At 70.2% G+C, this 16,015-nt stretch carries 13 protein-coding genes; 4 read left to right on the top strand and 9 right to left on the bottom strand.

Annotation, left to right across the window (positions count from 1 at the left end):
* Positions 1 to 163: 163 nt before the first annotated feature.
* The 4 genes from ACIQCZ_RS22470 to ACIQCZ_RS22455 all read right to left on the bottom strand — a co-directional run bounded on the left by ACIQCZ_RS22470 (position 164) and on the right by ACIQCZ_RS22455 (position 3,341).
* The gene (locus ACIQCZ_RS22470) at positions 164 to 367 is read right to left on the bottom strand and encodes a cold-shock protein (RefSeq protein ID WP_003969786.1); all 204 of its coding nucleotides are present in this window, start codon (positions 365 to 367) and stop codon (positions 164 to 166) included.
* A gap of 345 nt (positions 368 to 712) precedes the next feature.
* Positions 713 to 1,870 carry an acetyl-CoA C-acetyltransferase gene (locus ACIQCZ_RS22465; RefSeq protein WP_402284480.1) on the bottom strand — a complete coding sequence of 386 codons (1,158 nt, stop codon included), beginning with the start codon at positions 1,868 to 1,870 and terminating at the stop codon, positions 713 to 715.
* A gap of 22 nt (positions 1,871 to 1,892) precedes the next feature.
* Positions 1,893 to 2,504 (bottom strand): TetR/AcrR family transcriptional regulator, encoded by a 612-nt coding sequence (locus tag ACIQCZ_RS22460; protein ID WP_402284479.1) that lies wholly within the window; start codon positions 2,502 to 2,504, stop codon positions 1,893 to 1,895.
* A gap of 54 nt (positions 2,505 to 2,558) precedes the next feature.
* Positions 2,559 to 3,341: an SDR family oxidoreductase gene (locus tag ACIQCZ_RS22455; RefSeq protein WP_376221966.1), complete on the bottom strand. Its 783-nt coding sequence runs from the start codon at positions 3,339 to 3,341 to the stop codon at positions 2,559 to 2,561.
* A 94-nt stretch (positions 3,342 to 3,435) separates the two neighbouring features.
* On the opposite strand from ACIQCZ_RS22455, the gene ACIQCZ_RS22450 reads away from it, so the two are divergent.
* From ACIQCZ_RS22450 to ACIQCZ_RS22440, 3 genes are read left to right on the top strand one after another with little or no spacing between them, the layout of a single operon-like run.
* Positions 3,436 to 4,308 carry an enoyl-CoA hydratase gene (locus ACIQCZ_RS22450; RefSeq protein WP_402284478.1) on the top strand — a complete coding sequence of 291 codons (873 nt, stop codon included), beginning with the start codon at positions 3,436 to 3,438 and terminating at the stop codon, positions 4,306 to 4,308.
* On the top strand, positions 4,308 to 5,453 hold the full coding sequence (locus ACIQCZ_RS22445) for an acyl-CoA dehydrogenase family protein (protein WP_402284477.1): 1,146 nt from the start codon (positions 4,308 to 4,310) through the stop codon (positions 5,451 to 5,453). Before ACIQCZ_RS22450 ends, ACIQCZ_RS22445 begins: the two co-directional genes overlap by 1 nt.
* Positions 5,453 to 6,457, top strand: coding sequence for an acyl-CoA dehydrogenase family protein (locus ACIQCZ_RS22440; RefSeq protein WP_402284476.1), 1,005 nt, complete (start codon positions 5,453 to 5,455; stop codon positions 6,455 to 6,457). Before ACIQCZ_RS22445 ends, ACIQCZ_RS22440 begins: the two co-directional genes overlap by 1 nt.
* Positions 6,458 to 6,469: 12 nt before the next feature.
* Here ACIQCZ_RS22440 and ACIQCZ_RS22435 read toward each other — a convergent pair whose 3' ends face one another.
* From ACIQCZ_RS22435 to ACIQCZ_RS22425, 3 genes are all read right to left on the bottom strand, one after another.
* Positions 6,470 to 6,970, bottom strand: a complete 501-nt coding sequence (locus ACIQCZ_RS22435) for a pyridoxamine 5'-phosphate oxidase family protein (RefSeq protein WP_402284474.1) — start codon at positions 6,968 to 6,970, stop codon at positions 6,470 to 6,472.
* 61 nt (positions 6,971 to 7,031) lie between these two features.
* On the bottom strand, positions 7,032 to 7,595 hold the full coding sequence (locus ACIQCZ_RS22430; protein ID WP_402284473.1) for a HutD family protein: 564 nt from the start codon (positions 7,593 to 7,595) through the stop codon (positions 7,032 to 7,034).
* Positions 7,592 to 8,335 carry a vWA domain-containing protein gene (locus ACIQCZ_RS22425; RefSeq protein WP_402284471.1) on the bottom strand — a complete coding sequence of 248 codons (744 nt, stop codon included), beginning with the start codon at positions 8,333 to 8,335 and terminating at the stop codon, positions 7,592 to 7,594. Before ACIQCZ_RS22425 ends, ACIQCZ_RS22430 begins: the two co-directional genes overlap by 4 nt.
* A gap of 290 nt (positions 8,336 to 8,625) precedes the next feature.
* Here ACIQCZ_RS22425 and ACIQCZ_RS22420 point away from each other — a divergent pair, with 290 nt between their 5' ends.
* Positions 8,626 to 9,549, top strand: coding sequence for a rhomboid family intramembrane serine protease (locus tag ACIQCZ_RS22420; RefSeq protein WP_402284470.1), 924 nt, complete (start codon positions 8,626 to 8,628; stop codon positions 9,547 to 9,549).
* 169 nt (positions 9,550 to 9,718) lie between these two features.
* Here the strand turns inward: ACIQCZ_RS22420 and ACIQCZ_RS22415 are convergent, their stop codons facing one another.
* The gene (locus tag ACIQCZ_RS22415) at positions 9,719 to 11,179 is read right to left on the bottom strand and encodes a glutamate synthase subunit beta (RefSeq protein ID WP_402284468.1); all 1,461 of its coding nucleotides are present in this window, start codon (positions 11,177 to 11,179) and stop codon (positions 9,719 to 9,721) included.
* Positions 11,172 to 15,749, bottom strand: coding sequence for a glutamate synthase large subunit (gene gltB / locus ACIQCZ_RS22410; protein ID WP_402284467.1), 4,578 nt, complete (start codon positions 15,747 to 15,749; stop codon positions 11,172 to 11,174). The genes ACIQCZ_RS22415 and gltB overlap by 8 nt, the downstream gene beginning before the upstream one ends.
* Positions 15,750 to 16,015 lie beyond the last annotated feature (266 nt).

Raw genomic sequence — 16,015 nt, 5'->3', positions numbered from 1 at the left:
TGGGGATTCCTGGGAACTGCTTGGGACTGCTTGAGAACTGCTTGGGACTGCTCGGGGACCTCTGCGGGACGGCGCTCTTCTGCGCCATGTCCCGGGGACAGCACAAGCCGGGACCCGCACCTTCACGGTGCGGGCCCCGGCTGCGAGGTACGCGTCCTGGCGATTAGGCCGGGACGATGTTCTCCGCCTGCGGGCCCTTCTGGCCCTGCGTGACGTCGAAGGAGACCTTCTGGCCCTCCTGGAGCTCACGGAAGCCCGAGGTGGCGATGTTGGAGTAGTGGGCGAAGACGTCGGCGCCGCCGCCGTCCTGCTCGATGAAGCCGAAGCCCTTTTCCGAGTTGAACCACTTCACGGTTCCAGTAGCCATGTCATTCTCCTAAAAGAGGTGCAGTGCCGGAAATCCGCACTTTACGAATTCCAAGTCGCCGCATTGAGCCCCATCCGGAGAAAGCCGGAAAACAATAATGCGCCTGAGGAAGCATTCCCGTCAGGCGCACATAAAGTTCATGGGTACCAAAACTGCAACACGGCAACCGTAGCACGTCCCGCCGACCCTCGGTGGGAACGCGCCGCGCGCCGGTCGGCGGATTCCCGGCCGGGCCCTTGGGGTAACTGGCCCGGGGCGCACTCAAAACGCCGTCGGAATCGTTCTGCGAGCCGTGTCGTGGCCGCTCGTCACCCGTACCGGGCCGCGTCGCGGCCGAGCAGGTGTTCAGAGCCGTTCGATGATCGTCACGTTCGCCTGACCGCCGCCCTCGCACATGGTCTGCAGGCCGTAGCGGCCTCCGGTGCGCTCGAGTTCGTGCAGCAGTGTCGTCATCAATTTCGTACCGGTTGCACCGAGCGGGTGACCCAGGGCGATGGCGCCGCCGTTGACATTGACCTTGTCCGGGTCGGCTCCGGTTTCTTTCAGCCAGGCCAGGACGACCGGTGCGAATGCCTCGTTGATTTCGACCAGGTCGATGTCGTCGATGGTCATTCCGGTCTTCTTGAGCGCGTACGCGGTGGCCGGGATCGGCGCCGACAGCATGCGGATCGGGTCCTCGGCGCGCACCGAGAGGTGATGGATCCGGGCGCGCGGGGTGAGGCCGTGCTCGGCCACGGCGCGCTCGGAGGCGATGAGCATGGCGGCGGCCCCGTCGGAGACCTGCGAGGAACAGGCGGCGGTGATCGTGCCGCCCTCCAGGACCGGTTTCAGCCCCGCCATCTTCTCCAGGGTGGTGTCGCGGCGCGGCCCCTCGTCGGTGGTGACGTCACCGTAGGCGACGGTCTCGCGTGCGAAGCGGCCCTCGTCGATGGCGCGGATGGCGCGCCGATGGGAGCGCAGGGCGAACTCCTCCATGTCCCGACGGCTGATGCCCCATTTCTCGGCGATCAGCTGGGCGCCGTGGAACTGGTTGACCGGCGCGTCGCCGTAGCGGGCGCGCCAGCCCTCGCTGCCGGCGTACGGGCCGTCCGTCAGGCCGAGGGGCTCAGCGGCCTGACGGGAGGCGAAGGCGATCGGGATCTGCGTCATGTTCTGGGTCCCGCCCGCGACGACCAGGTCCTGGGTGCCGGAGAGGACGCCCTGGGCGGCGAAGTGCACGGCCTGCTGGGAGGAGCCGCACTGGCGGTCGACGGTGACGCCGGGGACCTCCTCGGGCAGTCCGGCCGCCAGCCAGCAGGTGCGGGCGATGTCACCGGCCTGCGGTCCGACGGTGTCGAGGCAGCCGAAGACCACGTCCTCGACGGCCGCCGGGTCGATCCCCGTCCGTTCGACGAGGGCCTTGATGACGTGGGCGCCGAGGTCGGCGGGGTGGACCGCGCCGAGCCCCCCTTTGCGCCGGCCGACCGGGGTGCGTACCGCTTCGACTATGTATGCCTCGGCCATGACTGCTGCTCCTTGAGTGGGTTCAGGTGTCCAGGGCGATGCCGTCCAGGACCATCGAGAGGTACTGGCGGGCGATCTCCTCGGGGCTGTGCTGTCCGCCGGGCCGGTACCAGGACGCCGCGACCCAGACGGTGTCGCGGACGAAGCGGTAGGTGAGGCGGATGTCGAGGTCGGCGCGGAAGGTCTGGTCGGTGACGCCGCGTTCCAGCGTGCCGAGCCAGGCCTTCTCGAACTTCTGCTGGGAGTCGGCGAGGTACTGGAAGCGCGGCTGGGTGGCCAGGTGCTTGGACTCCTTCTGGTAGATGGCGACGGCGGCGCGGTGCCGGTCGATCTCCCGGAAGGACTCGGTGACGAGGGCCTCGATGGTCTCCCGGGGTCCGAGTCCGGCGGCGAGCACCGCGTCGTACCCCTCCCAGAGTTCGGTGAGGAAGGTCGAGAGGATCTCGTCGATCATCGACTCCTTGGAATCGAAGTGGTAGTAGAGACTGCCCGCGAGCATCCCGGCCGCGTCCGCGATCCTGCGGACGGTGGTGGCGTTGTATCCCTGCGCGGCGAACACTTCGGCGGCGGTGTCGAGCAGTTCGCGGCGGCGCTCGGGCGAGGGGGTCACCTGGGGCTTCTTCTTGGTAGGCACCCGACCATTCTCCGCCCGCCGGACGGCCCCGCGGACGCCGCGGGGAGCCTCCGTTCAGGCATGCCGGCTGCTGACGGAGACGACTTCGCCCGTCATGTACGAGGAGTAGCCGCTGGCGAGGAAGACGATGACGTTGGCGATCTCCCACGGCTCGGCGTAGCGGCCGAAGGCCTCTTTCGCGGTCAGTTCGTCGAGGAGTTCCGCGGAGGTGACCTTCACCAGGTGCGGGTGCATGGCGAGGCTGGGGGCGACGGCGTTGACGCGCACCCCGTACTCGGCGGCCTCGACGGCGGCGCACCGGGTGAGGGCCATGACACCCGCCTTGGCGGCGGCGTAATGGGCCTGGCCGCTCTGGGCGCGCCAGCCGACGACGGAGGCGTTGTTGACGACGATGCCGCCGCGGCCGGCCGCCTTGAGCGAGCGCAGGGCGGCCCGGGTGCAGCGGAAGGTGCCGTTCAGGGTGACGTCGAGGACCTTGGTCCACTGCTCGTCGGTCATCTCGGTCAGCTCGGCGGTGCCGCCCAGGCCCGCGTTGTTGACGACGATGTCGAGGCCGCCGTGGGTCTCTTCGGCGAGCGCGAAGAGCGCCTGGACCTGGGTCTCGTCGGTGACGTCACAGGGCAGTGCGGCGACGCGGTCGGCGCCGAACTCCTCGGCGAACGCCTGCTCGGTCTCCTTCAGCCGCCGGGCGTGCGCGTCGCCGATGACGACGCGGGCGCCCTCTTCGAGGAACTTGCGGGCGGTGGCGCCGCCGATCCCGGCGCCCGCGGCCGCGGTGACGACGGCTCCGCGGCCGGCCAGCAGCCCGTGCCCGGGTACGTACTGCGGTGCGCTCATGCCTGTGCCTCCTCGATCCCGGCCCGCGGATCCTCGACGGTGGTCGCGCCGGTACGTTAACCTACCAAACACTTGTTAGGGAAGGATGGAGCCGATGCCCGCTGCCCACGACACATCCGCCGACCGGTCCCAGGCCGATCCCGTGCTGTACGAGCGCCGGGGTCCGGTCGCGTACATCACGCTGAACCGCCCGCGCTACCGCAACGCGCAGAACTCGGCGATGACCTACGCCCTGGACGCCGCGTTCTACCGGGCCGCCGAGGACTCGGAGGTCAAGGTGGTCGTGCTGGCCGGCGCCGGGGAGCACTTCTCGGCGGGCCACGACATCGGCACGCCCGGCCGCGACGCGCATCTGCCCTTCGAGCGCAGGGCCGGTCTGTGGTGGGACCACTCCGACAAGGCCGGGGCGGAGAGCCGTTTCGCCCGTGAGTCGGAGGTCTATCTCGGCATGTGCAGGCGCTGGCGCGAGCTGCCGAAGCCGGTCGTCGCCTCGGTGCAGGGGGCGTGTGTGGCCGGCGGGCTGATGCTCGCCTGGATCTGCGACCTGATCGTGGCGAGCGAGGACGCCTTCTTCGCCGATCCGGTGGTCCGGATGGGCATCCCCGGTGTCGAGTACTTCGCGCACCCATGGGTGATGCCGCCCCGGATAGCGAAGGAGTTCCTGTACACCGGCGACCGGATGAGCGCCCGCAGGGCGTACGAGGTCGGCATGGTGAACAAGGTGGTGGAGCGCGGCGAACTCGCCGACCGCACCCATGAACTGGCGCTGCGGATAGCGCAGATGCCACGGCTGGGACTGGCCCTGACCAAGCGCGCGGTCAACCAGGCCGAGGACCTTCAGGGGCTGCACACCGGCCTGGACTCGGTCTTCGGACTGCACCACCTCGCCCACGCGCACAACGCGGAGACGGCGGCGGACCCGCTGGGCGGCATGGACATCGCCTCGATGAAGAAGGCGGACACGTGATGGACCTGTCGTACACGGCCGAGGAGGAGGAGTTCCGGGCCGAGGCGCGTCAGTGGCTGCGGGCCAATGTCCCCGTGGAGCCGCTGCCGTCCCTGGAGACCGCCGAGGGCTTCGCCGCGCACCGGGAGTGGGAGGCACAACTCCACGCGGACCGCTGGTCGGTCGTCTCCTGGCCGCCCGAGTACGGCGGGCGGGGTGCCGACATCTTCCGGTGGCTGGTCTTCGAGGAGGAGTACTACGCGGCGGGCGGACCCGGCCGGGTATCGCAGAACGGCATCAACCTCCTCGCTCCGACGCTCTTCGACCACGCCACGGACGGGCAGCGGGCCCGGGTCCTGCCGTCGATGGCGAGCGGCGAGGTGATCTGGGCCCAGGCCTGGTCCGAGCCCGAGTCGGGCTCGGACCTGGCGTCGCTGCGCTCACGGGCGGTGCGCACGGAGGGCGGCTGGCTCCTCTCGGGGCAGAAGACCTGGTCCTCGCGGGCCGCGTTCGCGGACCGGGCGTTCGGCATCTTCCGCACGGATCCGCGGGCCGCGAAGCCGCATCACGGGCTGACGTATCTGATGTTCGACCTGTCGGCGCCGGGGGTGTCCGTCCGGCCGATCGGGCGGCTCGACGGCAAGCCCGCCTTCGCCGAGCTGTTCCTGGACGAGGTGTTCGTACCGGACGCGGACGTCATCGGGGAACCCGGGCAGGGCTGGCGCATCGCCATGTCGACAACGGGCAACGAGCGCGGGCTGACGCTCCGTTCCCCCGGCCGCTTCCTGGCCTCGGCCGACCGGCTGGCCGCGTTGTGGCGCAGCCACGGCGACCCGTCGGACACGGCGCTGCGGAACCGGGTGGCGGACGCGGTGATCGGGGCACGCGCGTATCAGCTCTTCACCGGCGCGAACGCGTCGCGCTTCGCGGCCGGTGCGACCATCGGCGCGGAGTCCAGCCTGAACAAGGTGTTCTGGTCCGAGTACGACATCGCGTTGCACGAGACCGCGCTCGACCTGCTGGGCGCGGACGGCGAACTCGCCGACGGGGAGTGGGCCGAGGGGTACGTCTTCTCCCTCGCCGGCCCCATCTACGCCGGTACGAACGAGATCCAGCGCGACATCATCGCCGAGCGGCTGCTCGGCCTGCCGAAGGGACGGCGCTGATGCGTTTCCTCCTCGACGACGAGCAGCGGGAGTTCGCCCGTTCGCTGGACGCGATGCTGACCGCCTCGGACACCCCCGCGGCGATACGCGCGTGGGCCGCCGGGGAGCACGGGCCGGGCCGGGCCCTGTGGGAGCGGCTGGCGCAGGCGGGGGTGTTCGCCCTGGCGATTCCGGAGGCGTACGAGGGGGTCGGGCCGTTGCCGGTCGAACTCGCCGTGGCATTCACCGAGTTGGGGCGGCATGCGGTACCGGGGCCGGTCGTGGAGACCGTCGCGGCCGGGGTGCTGCTGGAAGGCGTGGGCGGCGCGGTGGCCAAGGAGTGGCTGCCGCGGCTGGCGTCCGGTGCCGCATCGGCGACGCTACGGATGGACGGCCACGGGCCGTACGCGCTGGACGCGGATGCCGTCGACGCCGTGTTCACGGTGACCGGCGACGAGCTGCGGCTCGCACCCGGGTCCGGGGCGCTCGGCGTGTCGTCCGACCCGGCCCGTCGGCTGTGGCGTCCCGAGCCGGGTGGGGAGTTGCTGGCATCCGGCCCCCGGGTGGCGAAGGCGGCGGCGAGGGCCGCCCGATGGGCGGCGTTCGCGACGGCCGCCCAGGCGCTCGGCACCGGCGAGGCGCTGCTGCGGGCCACGGTCGGATACGTGAAGCAGCGCACCCAGTTCGGCACGGCCATCGGGTCCTTCCAGGCGGTCAAGCACCGGCTCGCCGACACACTGATCGGGCTGGAGTTCGCCCGCCCGCTGCTGTACGGGGCGGCGCTCGCGCTCGCCGAGGGGGCACCGAACGCCGGTGCGGAGGTGGCGGCGGCCAAGGTGACGGCGGGCGAGGCGGGATACGCGGCGGCGCGGACGGCGCTGCAGTTGCACGGCGCGGTGGGGTACACCGAGGAGCTGGATCTGTCGCTGTGGCTGCGCAGGGCACGACCGCTGCGGGACGCGTGGGGGACACCGGGGGCCTGCCGCGCGCGGGTGCTGGCGCGGTCAGACCCGTCCGGCGGGTGAGGACGAGAGGGGTCAGCTCTCGTACGGGGCGCTGTCGTCCGCGGCCCGGCGGATCGTGCGCAACGGCTTGCCGGGCCGCCACACCTGCACCACCAACTCCTCGGAATCCAGGGACGTACGGACCACCTCCTGGAGTTGCGCACGGAAGAGGTGGAACGGCTCCGGCGGCTTCATCTCCTCGACGAAACGGGCCAGGAACGCGGGGTCGGTCACCTCCACGGCCAGTCCGGAGACGCGGACGTCGCCGTCCGCCATCTCGGCGTCCGGTCCGGGATTGGCCTGCACCGCGAACCGTGGGTCGCGCAGCACGTCGAGCGCCTTGCGCGAGTTCGGCATCATGCCGAGCCACAGCTCACCGAAACCGAATTCCACCTCCAGGCCGGTCACCCGCGGCGATCCGTCCTTCCGCAGGGTCGCCAGGACGTGGTGCTTGTACTGCCCGAAACGGGCCCGGACGGTGTCGGCGAAGGCCGGTTCCGCCGAGTGGAACGCTTGCCAGGAACTCGATGTCATGCGGCCATGAAACCCTGGAAACCCGACATCTCCTGTCCTGTATTTCCTGGCCCGCACCGGCTCATCCGTGCGACAGGGTCACCAGCAGTGCCCACCCGTGGGTCCGGAGCACCCCCGACGAGTCGCCCCGTACCAACAACGCGTCGTAACGGCCGAGTCCGATGTCCTGGCCGTCGAGCACCGCACCGTCCTCCAGCGCGAGGGCCACAACCGCCCCGCCCTCCGGCGCCGACAGCCTCAGGGTGCCGCGTACCACCGCGACCTCCGCCGCCGTACGCCCCCGGCGGTACATGACATTGACGTTCACGACCGGGCCGCCGAGCAGCCGGCCGTCCGTCCCGGGATCACCGGGGAAGTCGTGCGGCCAGTACGGCTCGTCGACGATGTGGTGCTCGCCGCCCACCATGAGGTCCATCCCCGCGCCCTCGACCACGGTCAGCGTGCGGTCGACGCCGGGGAAGGAGGAGAACGGTCCGTCCCTGGACACATCGGCGAGGCTGACCCGCCAGTCGAAGGCGTCCAGCGGCGCGCCCTCGGGGGACGCGGCGATCTCCCGGGTGACTCCCCCGCCGTTCTTCCAGGGCGTCGCCGTACGGTCGGCCGCCCGCAGTACCCGGACCGTCATCCGACGATCCCCTGGGCGCGGGCCGCGGCCAGCCACTGCGGGAATTCGGCGACCAGCCGGTCGTAGAGCTCGGCGTCCGGGACCCGGCGCGGGTCGGAGCCGGCGTGGAAGAAGCCGGCGTTGTCGACGGGGCGCTTGGCGGGCACGGCCAGATCGTCGAGTCTGCGCAGGAAGTCGAACTGCGTACTGCGCTTGTTGCCGAAGCCGATGAACTGCCAGAACAGCGGAAGCTTGGCCGCCTTGCAGAGGTATCGCTCCGCCGCGTGCTTGCTGACCGGGCCGCCGTCGGTCTGGAAGACGACGAGCGCCGGGGCGGTCGAGCCGCTGTCGAGGTAGTGGTCGATCACGGCGTCCATGGCCAGGTGGTAGCTGGTCTTCCCCATGTGCCCGAGGCCCGCCACGATCGCGTCGATCCGGCCGTGGTGGTTGTCCAGGGCCACGTCGGTGACGGCGTCGATGTCCGTGGAGAAGAAGACGACGGGTACGCGGCCGTCGTCGTCCAGATGGGCCGAGAGGCCCAGCACCCGGTCCGCCAGGGCCTGGACGCTGCCGTCCTTGTAGTACTCCCTCATGGAGCCGGAGTGGTCGAGCACCAGGTAGACCGCGGCCCGCTCACCGCTCATGCCGCTCTTCGTCAGCGACACCGACGCGCTCTTGTAGAGGTCGACCAGCGCGGGAGCGGTCTCCTCGATCTTGCGGAGGCTGATGGCCGGACCTGTTGCGGCGGACGAGCCGACCATGCGGATGCTCCGTTCCTCGACGTCTCGGGACCTCGAGCGTAGCGGCCTCGCCCAGGATGGGCAGTGGGAGAAGGAGCGGCGGCGTCCGGGGCCTTCGAATCCGAGGCGGAGGAGGGAGTCGACCGGAGCGTCGGCGACTGACGACAACGCCGGAGGCGGAACTCCCGGACACCGCGACGCTGGGCGAGGCCGTAAGGCACCCGGATGTGCCCGGGGCCGCGGTGTTCGCTATCTTGATCGCCGCCGTCCCCACCGGCCGCTCGTGTCCGCCCACCGTGAAGGAGCCTGCCGTGGAGGCCGCGGTCACCACCTGTTATCGCCATCCGTCGTACGAGACGTATGTGAGCTGCACCCGCTGCGAACGCTTCATCTGCCCCGACTGCATGCGGGAGGCCGCCGTCGGCCACCACTGCGTGGAGTGCGTGAAGGAAGGACAGCGTTCGGTCCGGCAGGCACGCACGGTGTTCGGCGGCGTGGTGTCCCGGACGGCGGTGCCGCTCGTCACGTACGTACTGATGGGCCTCAACATCCTGGCGTACCTGGGTGAGCTGGTCCGCCCGGGGATCGTCGACCGGTTCGCGATGCTCGGTGCCGGACTGAACGGCCCGGACGGAGGCCGGTACGTCTACGAGGCCGGGGACTTCCCCGGCTTCGACGTGACCGGTGTGGTGGACGGCGAGTGGTACCGGCTGCTGACCGGGGCCTTCCTGCATCTCCCGCCGGACGGATCGTCCTTCGGTTCGCTGCCGTTCGGGGTGCTGCACATCCTCTTCAACATGTACGCGCTGTGGAATCTGGGCCGGGTCGTCGAGGAGCAGCTGGGCCGGGCCCGTTACCTCACGCTGTATCTGCTGTCCGCGCTGGGCGGTTCGGTCCTGGTGTATCTGATCGCCCCGTTCGACGCCACCGTGGGTGCCTCGGGTGCGGTCTTCGGTCTCGGTGCGGCCTTCTACGTCATCAACCGGCGCCTGGGCCGCGACATGCAGGCGGTGAACCGGTTCATGGCCGGCTTCCTGATCTGGATGCTGATCTCGGCCGGATTCACCTCGTGGCAGGGCCACTTGGGCGGGCTCCTGACGGGCGGCATCGTCACGCTCGCGTACGCGTACGCCCCGGCGAAGCGGCGGACGACGATTCAGGCGGCCGCGGGTGCGGTGCTCCTCGCCGTGCTGGTGCTGCTGGTGGTGCTGAAGACCTCCGCGCTGACGGGCTGAGAGCCTGTCGGGGGACGTCCGCCCGATCAGGGGTCGCCCGGCAGACTCTGAGCGGTCCGCCCGTCCCGGAACGCGCCACGGCGCCTGCCGAGGTCGTCCGGTCGGGGACGGGCAGGCGCCGCGTTCAGTTCCGTACGCCTTTGTACGGGACGTCTTTGTGTGCCGTGATTCAGACCGCCAGGGCACGGTCCGTCGGGCGGATCGGGGCCGGCAGGGCGCTGGCTCCGGTCAGGAAGCGGTCCACACCGCGTGCCGCGGAGCGGCCCTCGGCGATGGCCCACACGATGAGGGACTGGCCGCGGCCCGCGTCACCGGCGACGAACACGCCGCCGACGTTGGTGGCGTAGTCCGCGTCGCGCGCGACATTGCCGCGCTCGTCGAGCTCCAGGCCGAACTGCTGGACCAGACCGTTGGACTGGTCGGTGCCGGTGAAGCCCATGGCCAGGGTGACCAGCTGTGCGGGGATCTTCCGCTCGGTGCCGGGCTTCTGTTCCAGCCTGCCGTCCTTGAACTCCACCTCGACCAGGTGCAGCGCCTGGACATTGCCGTCCTCGTCGCCCTCGAAGTGGGTGGTGGACACGGAGTACACGCGCTCGCCGCCCTCCTCGTGCGCGGAGGTGACCTTGTAGAGCATCGGGAAGGTCGGCCAGGGCTGGTTGGCGTTACGGTCCTCGCCCGGCCGGGGCAGGATCTCCAGCTGGGTGACGGAGAGCGCGCCCTGGCGGTGGGCGGTGCCGACGCAGTCGGCGCCGGTGTCGCCGCCGCCGATGACGACGACGTGCTTGCCCTCGGCGGTGATCGGGGAGACCGTCAGGTCGCCCTCCTGCACCTTGTTGGCGAGCGGCAGGTACTCCATGGCGAAGTGCACGCCGTTCAGCTCACGGCCCGGGACGGGCAGATCGCGGGAGACGGTGGCACCGGCGGCGATGACGACCGCGTCGTAGCGGCGGCGGAGCTTGGCGGCGTCGATGTCCCTGCCGATCTCCGTCTCCGTGCGGAACTTGGTGCCTTCCGCGCGCATCTGCTCGATGCGGCGGTTGATGTGCGACTTCTCCATCTTGAACTCGGGGATGCCGTAACGGAGAAGACCTCCGATGCGGTCCGCGCGCTCGTAGACGGCGACCGTGTGACCGGCCCGGGTCAGCTGCTGGGCGGCGGCGAGGCCCGCCGGGCCCGAGCCGATGACGGCGACGGTCTTGCCGGAGAGCCGCTCGGGCGGCTGCGGGGTGACGTCGCCGCTGTCCCACGCCTTGTCGATGATGGAGACTTCGACGTTCTTGATGGTGACGGCCGGCTGGTTGATGCCGAGCACGCACGCCGACTCGCACGGGGCCGGGCAGAGCCGCCCGGTGAACTCCGGGAAGTTGTTCGTGGCGTGCAGGCGCTCGGACGCGGCCGTCCAGTCCTCGCGGTAGGCGTAGTCGTTCCACTCGGGGATGAGGTTTCCGAGCGGACAGCCGTTGTGGCAGAACGGGATGCCGCAGTCCATGCAGCGGCCGGCCTGCTTGCTGATGATCGGGAGCAGCGAGCCCGGAACGTAGACCTCGTTCCAGTCCTTGACACGCTCGCCCACGGGGCGGGTCTCGGCGACCGCGCGCCCGGTGGTCAGGAAGCCCTTGGGGTCAGCCATTGGTCGCCGCCTCCATCATCTTCTCGGTGGTCTCCTGTTCGGAGAGACCGGCGAGCTCAGCGGCGTCCTTGGCGGCGAGCACTGCCTTGTACGTGGACGGGATGATCTTGCTGAAGCGGGAGGCGCCGCCGTCGGCGCTGTCCCACTCGGCGAGCAGCTTCTCGGCGACCGTGGACCCGGTCTCCTCCTGATGGCGGCGCACCACGTCGTGCAGCCACTGCTCGTCGGTGTCGGAGAGGGCCTCGATCGCGCCGAGGTTGCCGGAGTTGACGTTGTCGCGGTCCAGGTCGATGACGTACGCGACGCCGCCCGACATGCCCGCGGCGAAGTTGCGTCCGGTCTCCCCGAGCACGACGGCGCGGCCGCCGGTCATGTACTCGCAGCCGTGGTCGCCCACGCCTTCCGAGACGACCGTCGCGCCGGAGTTGCGGACGCAGAAGCGCTCACCGGTCCGGCCGCGCAGGAACAGCTCGCCGCCGGTGGCGCCGTAGGCGATCGTGTTGCCCGCGATGGTGGAGTACTCGGCGAGGTGGTCGGCGCCGCGGTCCGGGCGGACGACGACGCGGCCACCGGACAGGCCCTTGCCGACGTAGTCGTTGGCGTCGCCCTCCAGGCGCAGGGTCACTCCGCTCGGCACGAACGCGCCGAAGGACTGGCCGGCGGAGCCGGTGAACGTGATGTCGATGGTGTCCTGCGGCAGACCGGCGCCGCCGAACTTCTTCGTCACCTCGTGGCCGAGCATGGTGCCGACGGTCCGGTTGATGTTCCGGATCGCGATCTGGGCCCGGACCGGCTGGGCGGCCTCGGCGTTCTCCGCGTTCAGGGCGTCGGCGGCGAGCCTGATCAGCTCGTTGTCGAGTGCCTTGGCGAGACCGTGGTCCTGCTCGATCCGCTGGTGACGGACCGCGCCCTCGGGCAGCTCCGGGACGTGGAACAGGGGCTCCAGGTCGAGGCCCTGTGCCTTCCAGTGGGTGATCGCGCGGTCGGTGTCGAGCAGCTCGGCGTGGCCGACGGCCTCCTCGATCGTACGGAAGCCCAGCTCGGCGAGGAGCTCACGGGCCTCCTGGGCGATGAACTCGAAGAAGTTGACGACGTACTCGGCCTTGCCGGAGAACCGGCTCCGCAGGACCGGGTTCTGGGTGGCGATGCCGACCGGGCAGGTGTCCAGGTGACAGACGCGCATCATGACGCAGCCGGAGACGACGAGCGGCGCGGTCGCGAAACCGAACTCCTCGGCGCCCAGCAGCGCGGCGATCACGACGTCGCGGCCGGTCTTCAGCTGGCCGTCGGTCTGCACGACGATCCGGTCGCGCAGACCGTTGAGCAGCAGGGTCTGCTGGGTCTCGGCGAGGCCCAGCTCCCAGGGACCGCCCGCGTGCTTCAGCGAGGTGAGCGGGGAGGCGCCCGTTCCGCCGTCGTGGCCGGAGATCAGGACGACATCCGCGTGCGCCTTGGAGACACCCGCGGCAACCGTGCCGACGCCGACCTCGGAGACCAGCTTCACGTGGATGCGGGCCGCCGGGTTGGCGTTCTTGAGGTCGTGGATCAGCTGAGCCAGGTCCTCGATGGAGTAGATGTCGTGGTGCGGCGGCGGGGAGATCAGGCCGACACCCGGGGTGGAGTGCCGGGTCTTCGCGACCCACGGGTAGACCTTGTGGCCGGGCAGCTGGCCGCCCTCGCCGGGCTTGGCACCCTGCGCCATCTTGATCTGGATGTCGTCCGCGTTGACCAGGTACTCGCTGGTCACGCCGAAGCGACCGGAGGCGACCTGCTTGATCGACGAGCGGCGCGCCGGGTCGTGGAGCCGGTCCGCGTCCTCGCCGCCCTCACCGGTGTTGGACTTGCCGCCCAGCCGGTTCATGGCGATGGCGAGGGTCTCGTGCGCCTCGCGGGAGATCGAGCCGTACGACATGGCGCCGGTGGAGAAGCGCTTGACGATGTCGGAGACGGGCTCGACCTCGTCGACCGGGATCGCCTCACGGTCGCTCTTGAGGCGGAACAGACCACGCAGCGTCATCAGGCGCTCGGACTGCTCGTTCACCCGGTCCGTGTACTTCTTGAAGATGTCGTAGCGCTTGGTGCGCGTGGCGTGCTGGAGACGGAAGACCGTCTCCGGGTCGAACAGGTGCGGCTCGCCCTCGCGGCGCCACTGGTACTCGCCGCCGATCTCCAGCGCACGGTGCGAGGCGGAGATGCCGGAGGCGGGGTAGCCCTTGGCGTGCCGGGCGGCGACCTCCTCGGCGATGACATCGAGTCCGGCGCCGCCGATCTTGGTTGCGGTGCCGTTGAAGTACTTCGCGACGAAGTCCTCGTTCAGGCCGACGGCCTCGAAGACCTGGGCGCCGCGATAGGAGGCGACCGTCGAGATGCCCATCTTGGACATGACCTTCAGGACGCCCTTGCCGAGCGCGTGGATCAGGTTCCGGATGGCCTTCTCGGGCTCGATGCCCTCGATGAACGTACCGGCGCGGACCAGGTCCTCGACGGACTCCATCGCCAGGTACGGGTTGACCGCGGCGGCACCGTAACCGATGAGCAGCGCGACGTGGTGGACCTCGCGGACGTCCCCGGCCTCGACCAGCAGACCGACCTGGGTGCGCTGCTTGGTGCGGATGAGGTGGTGGTGGACGGCGGAGGTGAGCAGCAGCGAGGGGATCGGCGCGTGCTCGGCGTCGGAGTGCCGGTCGGACAGGACGATCAGGCGGGCGCCGTCCTCTATGGCGGCGTCGACCTCGGCGCAGATCTGCTCGATCCGCGCGGCGAGGGCCTCGCCGCCGCCACCGACCCGGTAGAGACCGGAGAGCGTGGCGGCCTTCATCCCCGGCATGTCGCCGTCGGCGTTGATGTGTATCAGCTTGGCCAGCTCGTCGTTGTCGATCACCGGGAACGGCAGCGTGACACTGCGGCAGGACGCGGCGATCGGCTTCAGCAGATTGCCCTGCGGGCCGAGCGTGGAGCGCAGCGAGGTGACGAGCTCCTCGCGGATGGCGTCCAGCGGGGGGTTGGTGACCTGCGCGAACAGCTGGGTGAAGTAGTCGAAGAGCAGCCGGGGGCGCTCGGACAGGGCGGCGATCGGCGAGTCCGTACCCATGGAGCCGAGCGGTTCGCCGGCGGTGCGGGCCATCGGCGCGAGGATGACGCGCAGCTCTTCCTCGGTGTAGCCGAAGGTCTGCTGGCGGCGGGTGACGGAGGCGTGCGTGTGCACGATGTGCTCCCGCTCGGGGAGGTCCTCCAGCTCGATCTCGCCGGCCTCCAGCCAGTCCTGGTACGGCTGCTCGGCGGCGAGGGCCGCCTTGATCTCGTCGTCCTCGATGATGCGGCCCTCGGCCGTGTCCACGAGGAACATCCTGCCGGGCTGGAGGCGTCCCTTGCGGACCACCTTCGCGGGGTCGATGTCCAGGACACCGACCTCGGAGGAGAGCACGACGAGACCGTCGTCGGTGACCCAGTAGCGGCCCGGGCGCAGACCGTTGCGGTCCAGCACCGCACCGACCTGGGTACCGTCCGTGAAGGTGACGCAGGCCGGGCCGTCCCAGGGCTCCATCATCGTGGAGTGGTACTGGTAGAAGGCGCGGCGGGCCGGATCCATGGCCTTCTGGGATTCGGGGCTCTCCCACGCCTCGGGGACCATCATCAGCACCGAGTGCGGCAGCGACCGGCCGCCGAGGTGGAGCAGCTCCAGGACCTCGTCGAAGGAGGCGGAGTCGGAGGCGTCCGGGGTGCAGACGGGGAAGATCCGGTCCAGCTGCGCAGCCCCGAAGAGGCTGGTGGCGAGCTGGGACTCGCGGGCCTTCATCCAGTTGCGGTTGCCCTTGACCGTGTTGATCTCGCCGTTGTGCGCGACGAAGCGGTACGGGTGGGCGAGCGGCCAGCTCGGGAAGGTGTTCGTGGAGAAACGTGAGTGCACCAGTGCCACGGCGGTGGCGAAGCGGCGGTCGGAGAGGTCCGGGAAGAACGGTTCCAGCTGCCCCGTGGTGAGCATGCCCTTGTAGACGATCGTGCGGGCGGAGAGCGAGGGGAAGTACACCCCGGCCTCCCGCTCGGCGCGCTTGCGCAGCACGAAGGCCTTGCGGTCGAGCGCGATGCCGGTGCTCTCGCCGTCCGTGACGAAGAGCTGACGGAATTCCGGCATGGTGGCGCGGGCGCCCTTGCCGAGGATGTCCGGGGTGACCGGGACCTGACGCCAGCCGAGGACCCTGAGGCCCTCCTCGGCGGAGATCTTCTCCAGCTTCCGGACGGCCTCGGTGGAGTCGTCCGCGGGCAGGAAGGCGATTCCGACACCGTAGGCACCGGCCTCGGGGAGGTCGAAGGCGACCTCGTCGCGGAGGAAGGCGTCCGGCACCTGGAGGAGGATTCCGGCTCCGTCACCGGAGTCGGGCTCGGATCCGGTGGCACCGCGGTGTTCGAGATTGCGCAGTACGGTCAGCGCCTGCTCGACCAGCTCATGGCTGGCCACACCGGTCAGGGTGGCCACGAACCCGACACCGCAGGCGTCGTGCTCGTTACGGGGGTCGTACAGCCCCTGCCGGGCGGGGCGACCGTCCATGGGCGACCAGGCGTCGGTACGCATGGGCTCTCCCGTCGTCGTCGTGGCATGTGCAGTGCCGAGGGACGACGTTGGCCCTCTGCGAAATTTCGTGCAGGTTACATGATGGGGCGCTTCTCAAGAAGCGGATAGTCCGTTCCAACATCCGGACACCGCCTGAGGCGGTGGGGGTGGGTCGCAGTCGGAGGATCGGCGCCCGGGGGGACCGCAGAGAGCAGGCGTCGTTGCCCGCGGTGTCTACGGCTCATGCCCGGCGGCGAAGGAAATGAAACCGCCGGGTAACGGCTACT

This window comes from Streptomyces sp. NPDC093149 (assembly GCF_044754145.1).
In the GTDB taxonomy this organism is placed as follows: Bacteria; Actinomycetota; Actinomycetes; order Streptomycetales; family Streptomycetaceae; genus Streptomyces.
This window is presented reverse-complemented; position numbering and strand designations above follow the sequence as displayed.

What these genes read in the sequence shown, in the direction of transcription:
- ACIQCZ_RS22470 (WP_003969786.1), bottom strand. Translation starts at nt 367, where the DNA reads ATGGCTACTGGAACCGTGAAGTGGTTCAACTCGGAAAAGGGCTTCGGC.
- ACIQCZ_RS22465 (WP_402284480.1), bottom strand. Translation starts at nt 1,870, where the DNA reads ATGGCCGAGGCATACATAGTCGAAGCGGTACGCACCCCGGTCGGCCGG.
- ACIQCZ_RS22455 (WP_376221966.1), bottom strand. Translation starts at nt 3,341, where the DNA reads ATGAGCGCACCGCAGTACGTACCCGGGCACGGGCTGCTGGCCGGCCGC.
- ACIQCZ_RS22450 (WP_402284478.1), top strand. Translation starts at nt 3,436, where the DNA reads ATGCCCGCTGCCCACGACACATCCGCCGACCGGTCCCAGGCCGATCCC.
- ACIQCZ_RS22445 (WP_402284477.1), top strand. Translation starts at nt 4,308, where the DNA reads ATGGACCTGTCGTACACGGCCGAGGAGGAGGAGTTCCGGGCCGAGGCG.
- ACIQCZ_RS22440 (WP_402284476.1), top strand. Translation starts at nt 5,453, where the DNA reads ATGCGTTTCCTCCTCGACGACGAGCAGCGGGAGTTCGCCCGTTCGCTG.
- ACIQCZ_RS22435 (WP_402284474.1), bottom strand. Translation starts at nt 6,970, where the DNA reads ATGACATCGAGTTCCTGGCAAGCGTTCCACTCGGCGGAACCGGCCTTC.
- ACIQCZ_RS22430 (WP_402284473.1), bottom strand. Translation starts at nt 7,595, where the DNA reads ATGACGGTCCGGGTACTGCGGGCGGCCGACCGTACGGCGACGCCCTGG.
- ACIQCZ_RS22425 (WP_402284471.1), bottom strand. Translation starts at nt 8,335, where the DNA reads ATGGTCGGCTCGTCCGCCGCAACAGGTCCGGCCATCAGCCTCCGCAAG.
- ACIQCZ_RS22415 (WP_402284468.1), bottom strand. Translation starts at nt 11,179, where the DNA reads ATGGCTGACCCCAAGGGCTTCCTGACCACCGGGCGCGCGGTCGCCGAG.
- gltB (WP_402284467.1), bottom strand. Translation starts at nt 15,749, where the DNA reads ATGCGTACCGACGCCTGGTCGCCCATGGACGGTCGCCCCGCCCGGCAG.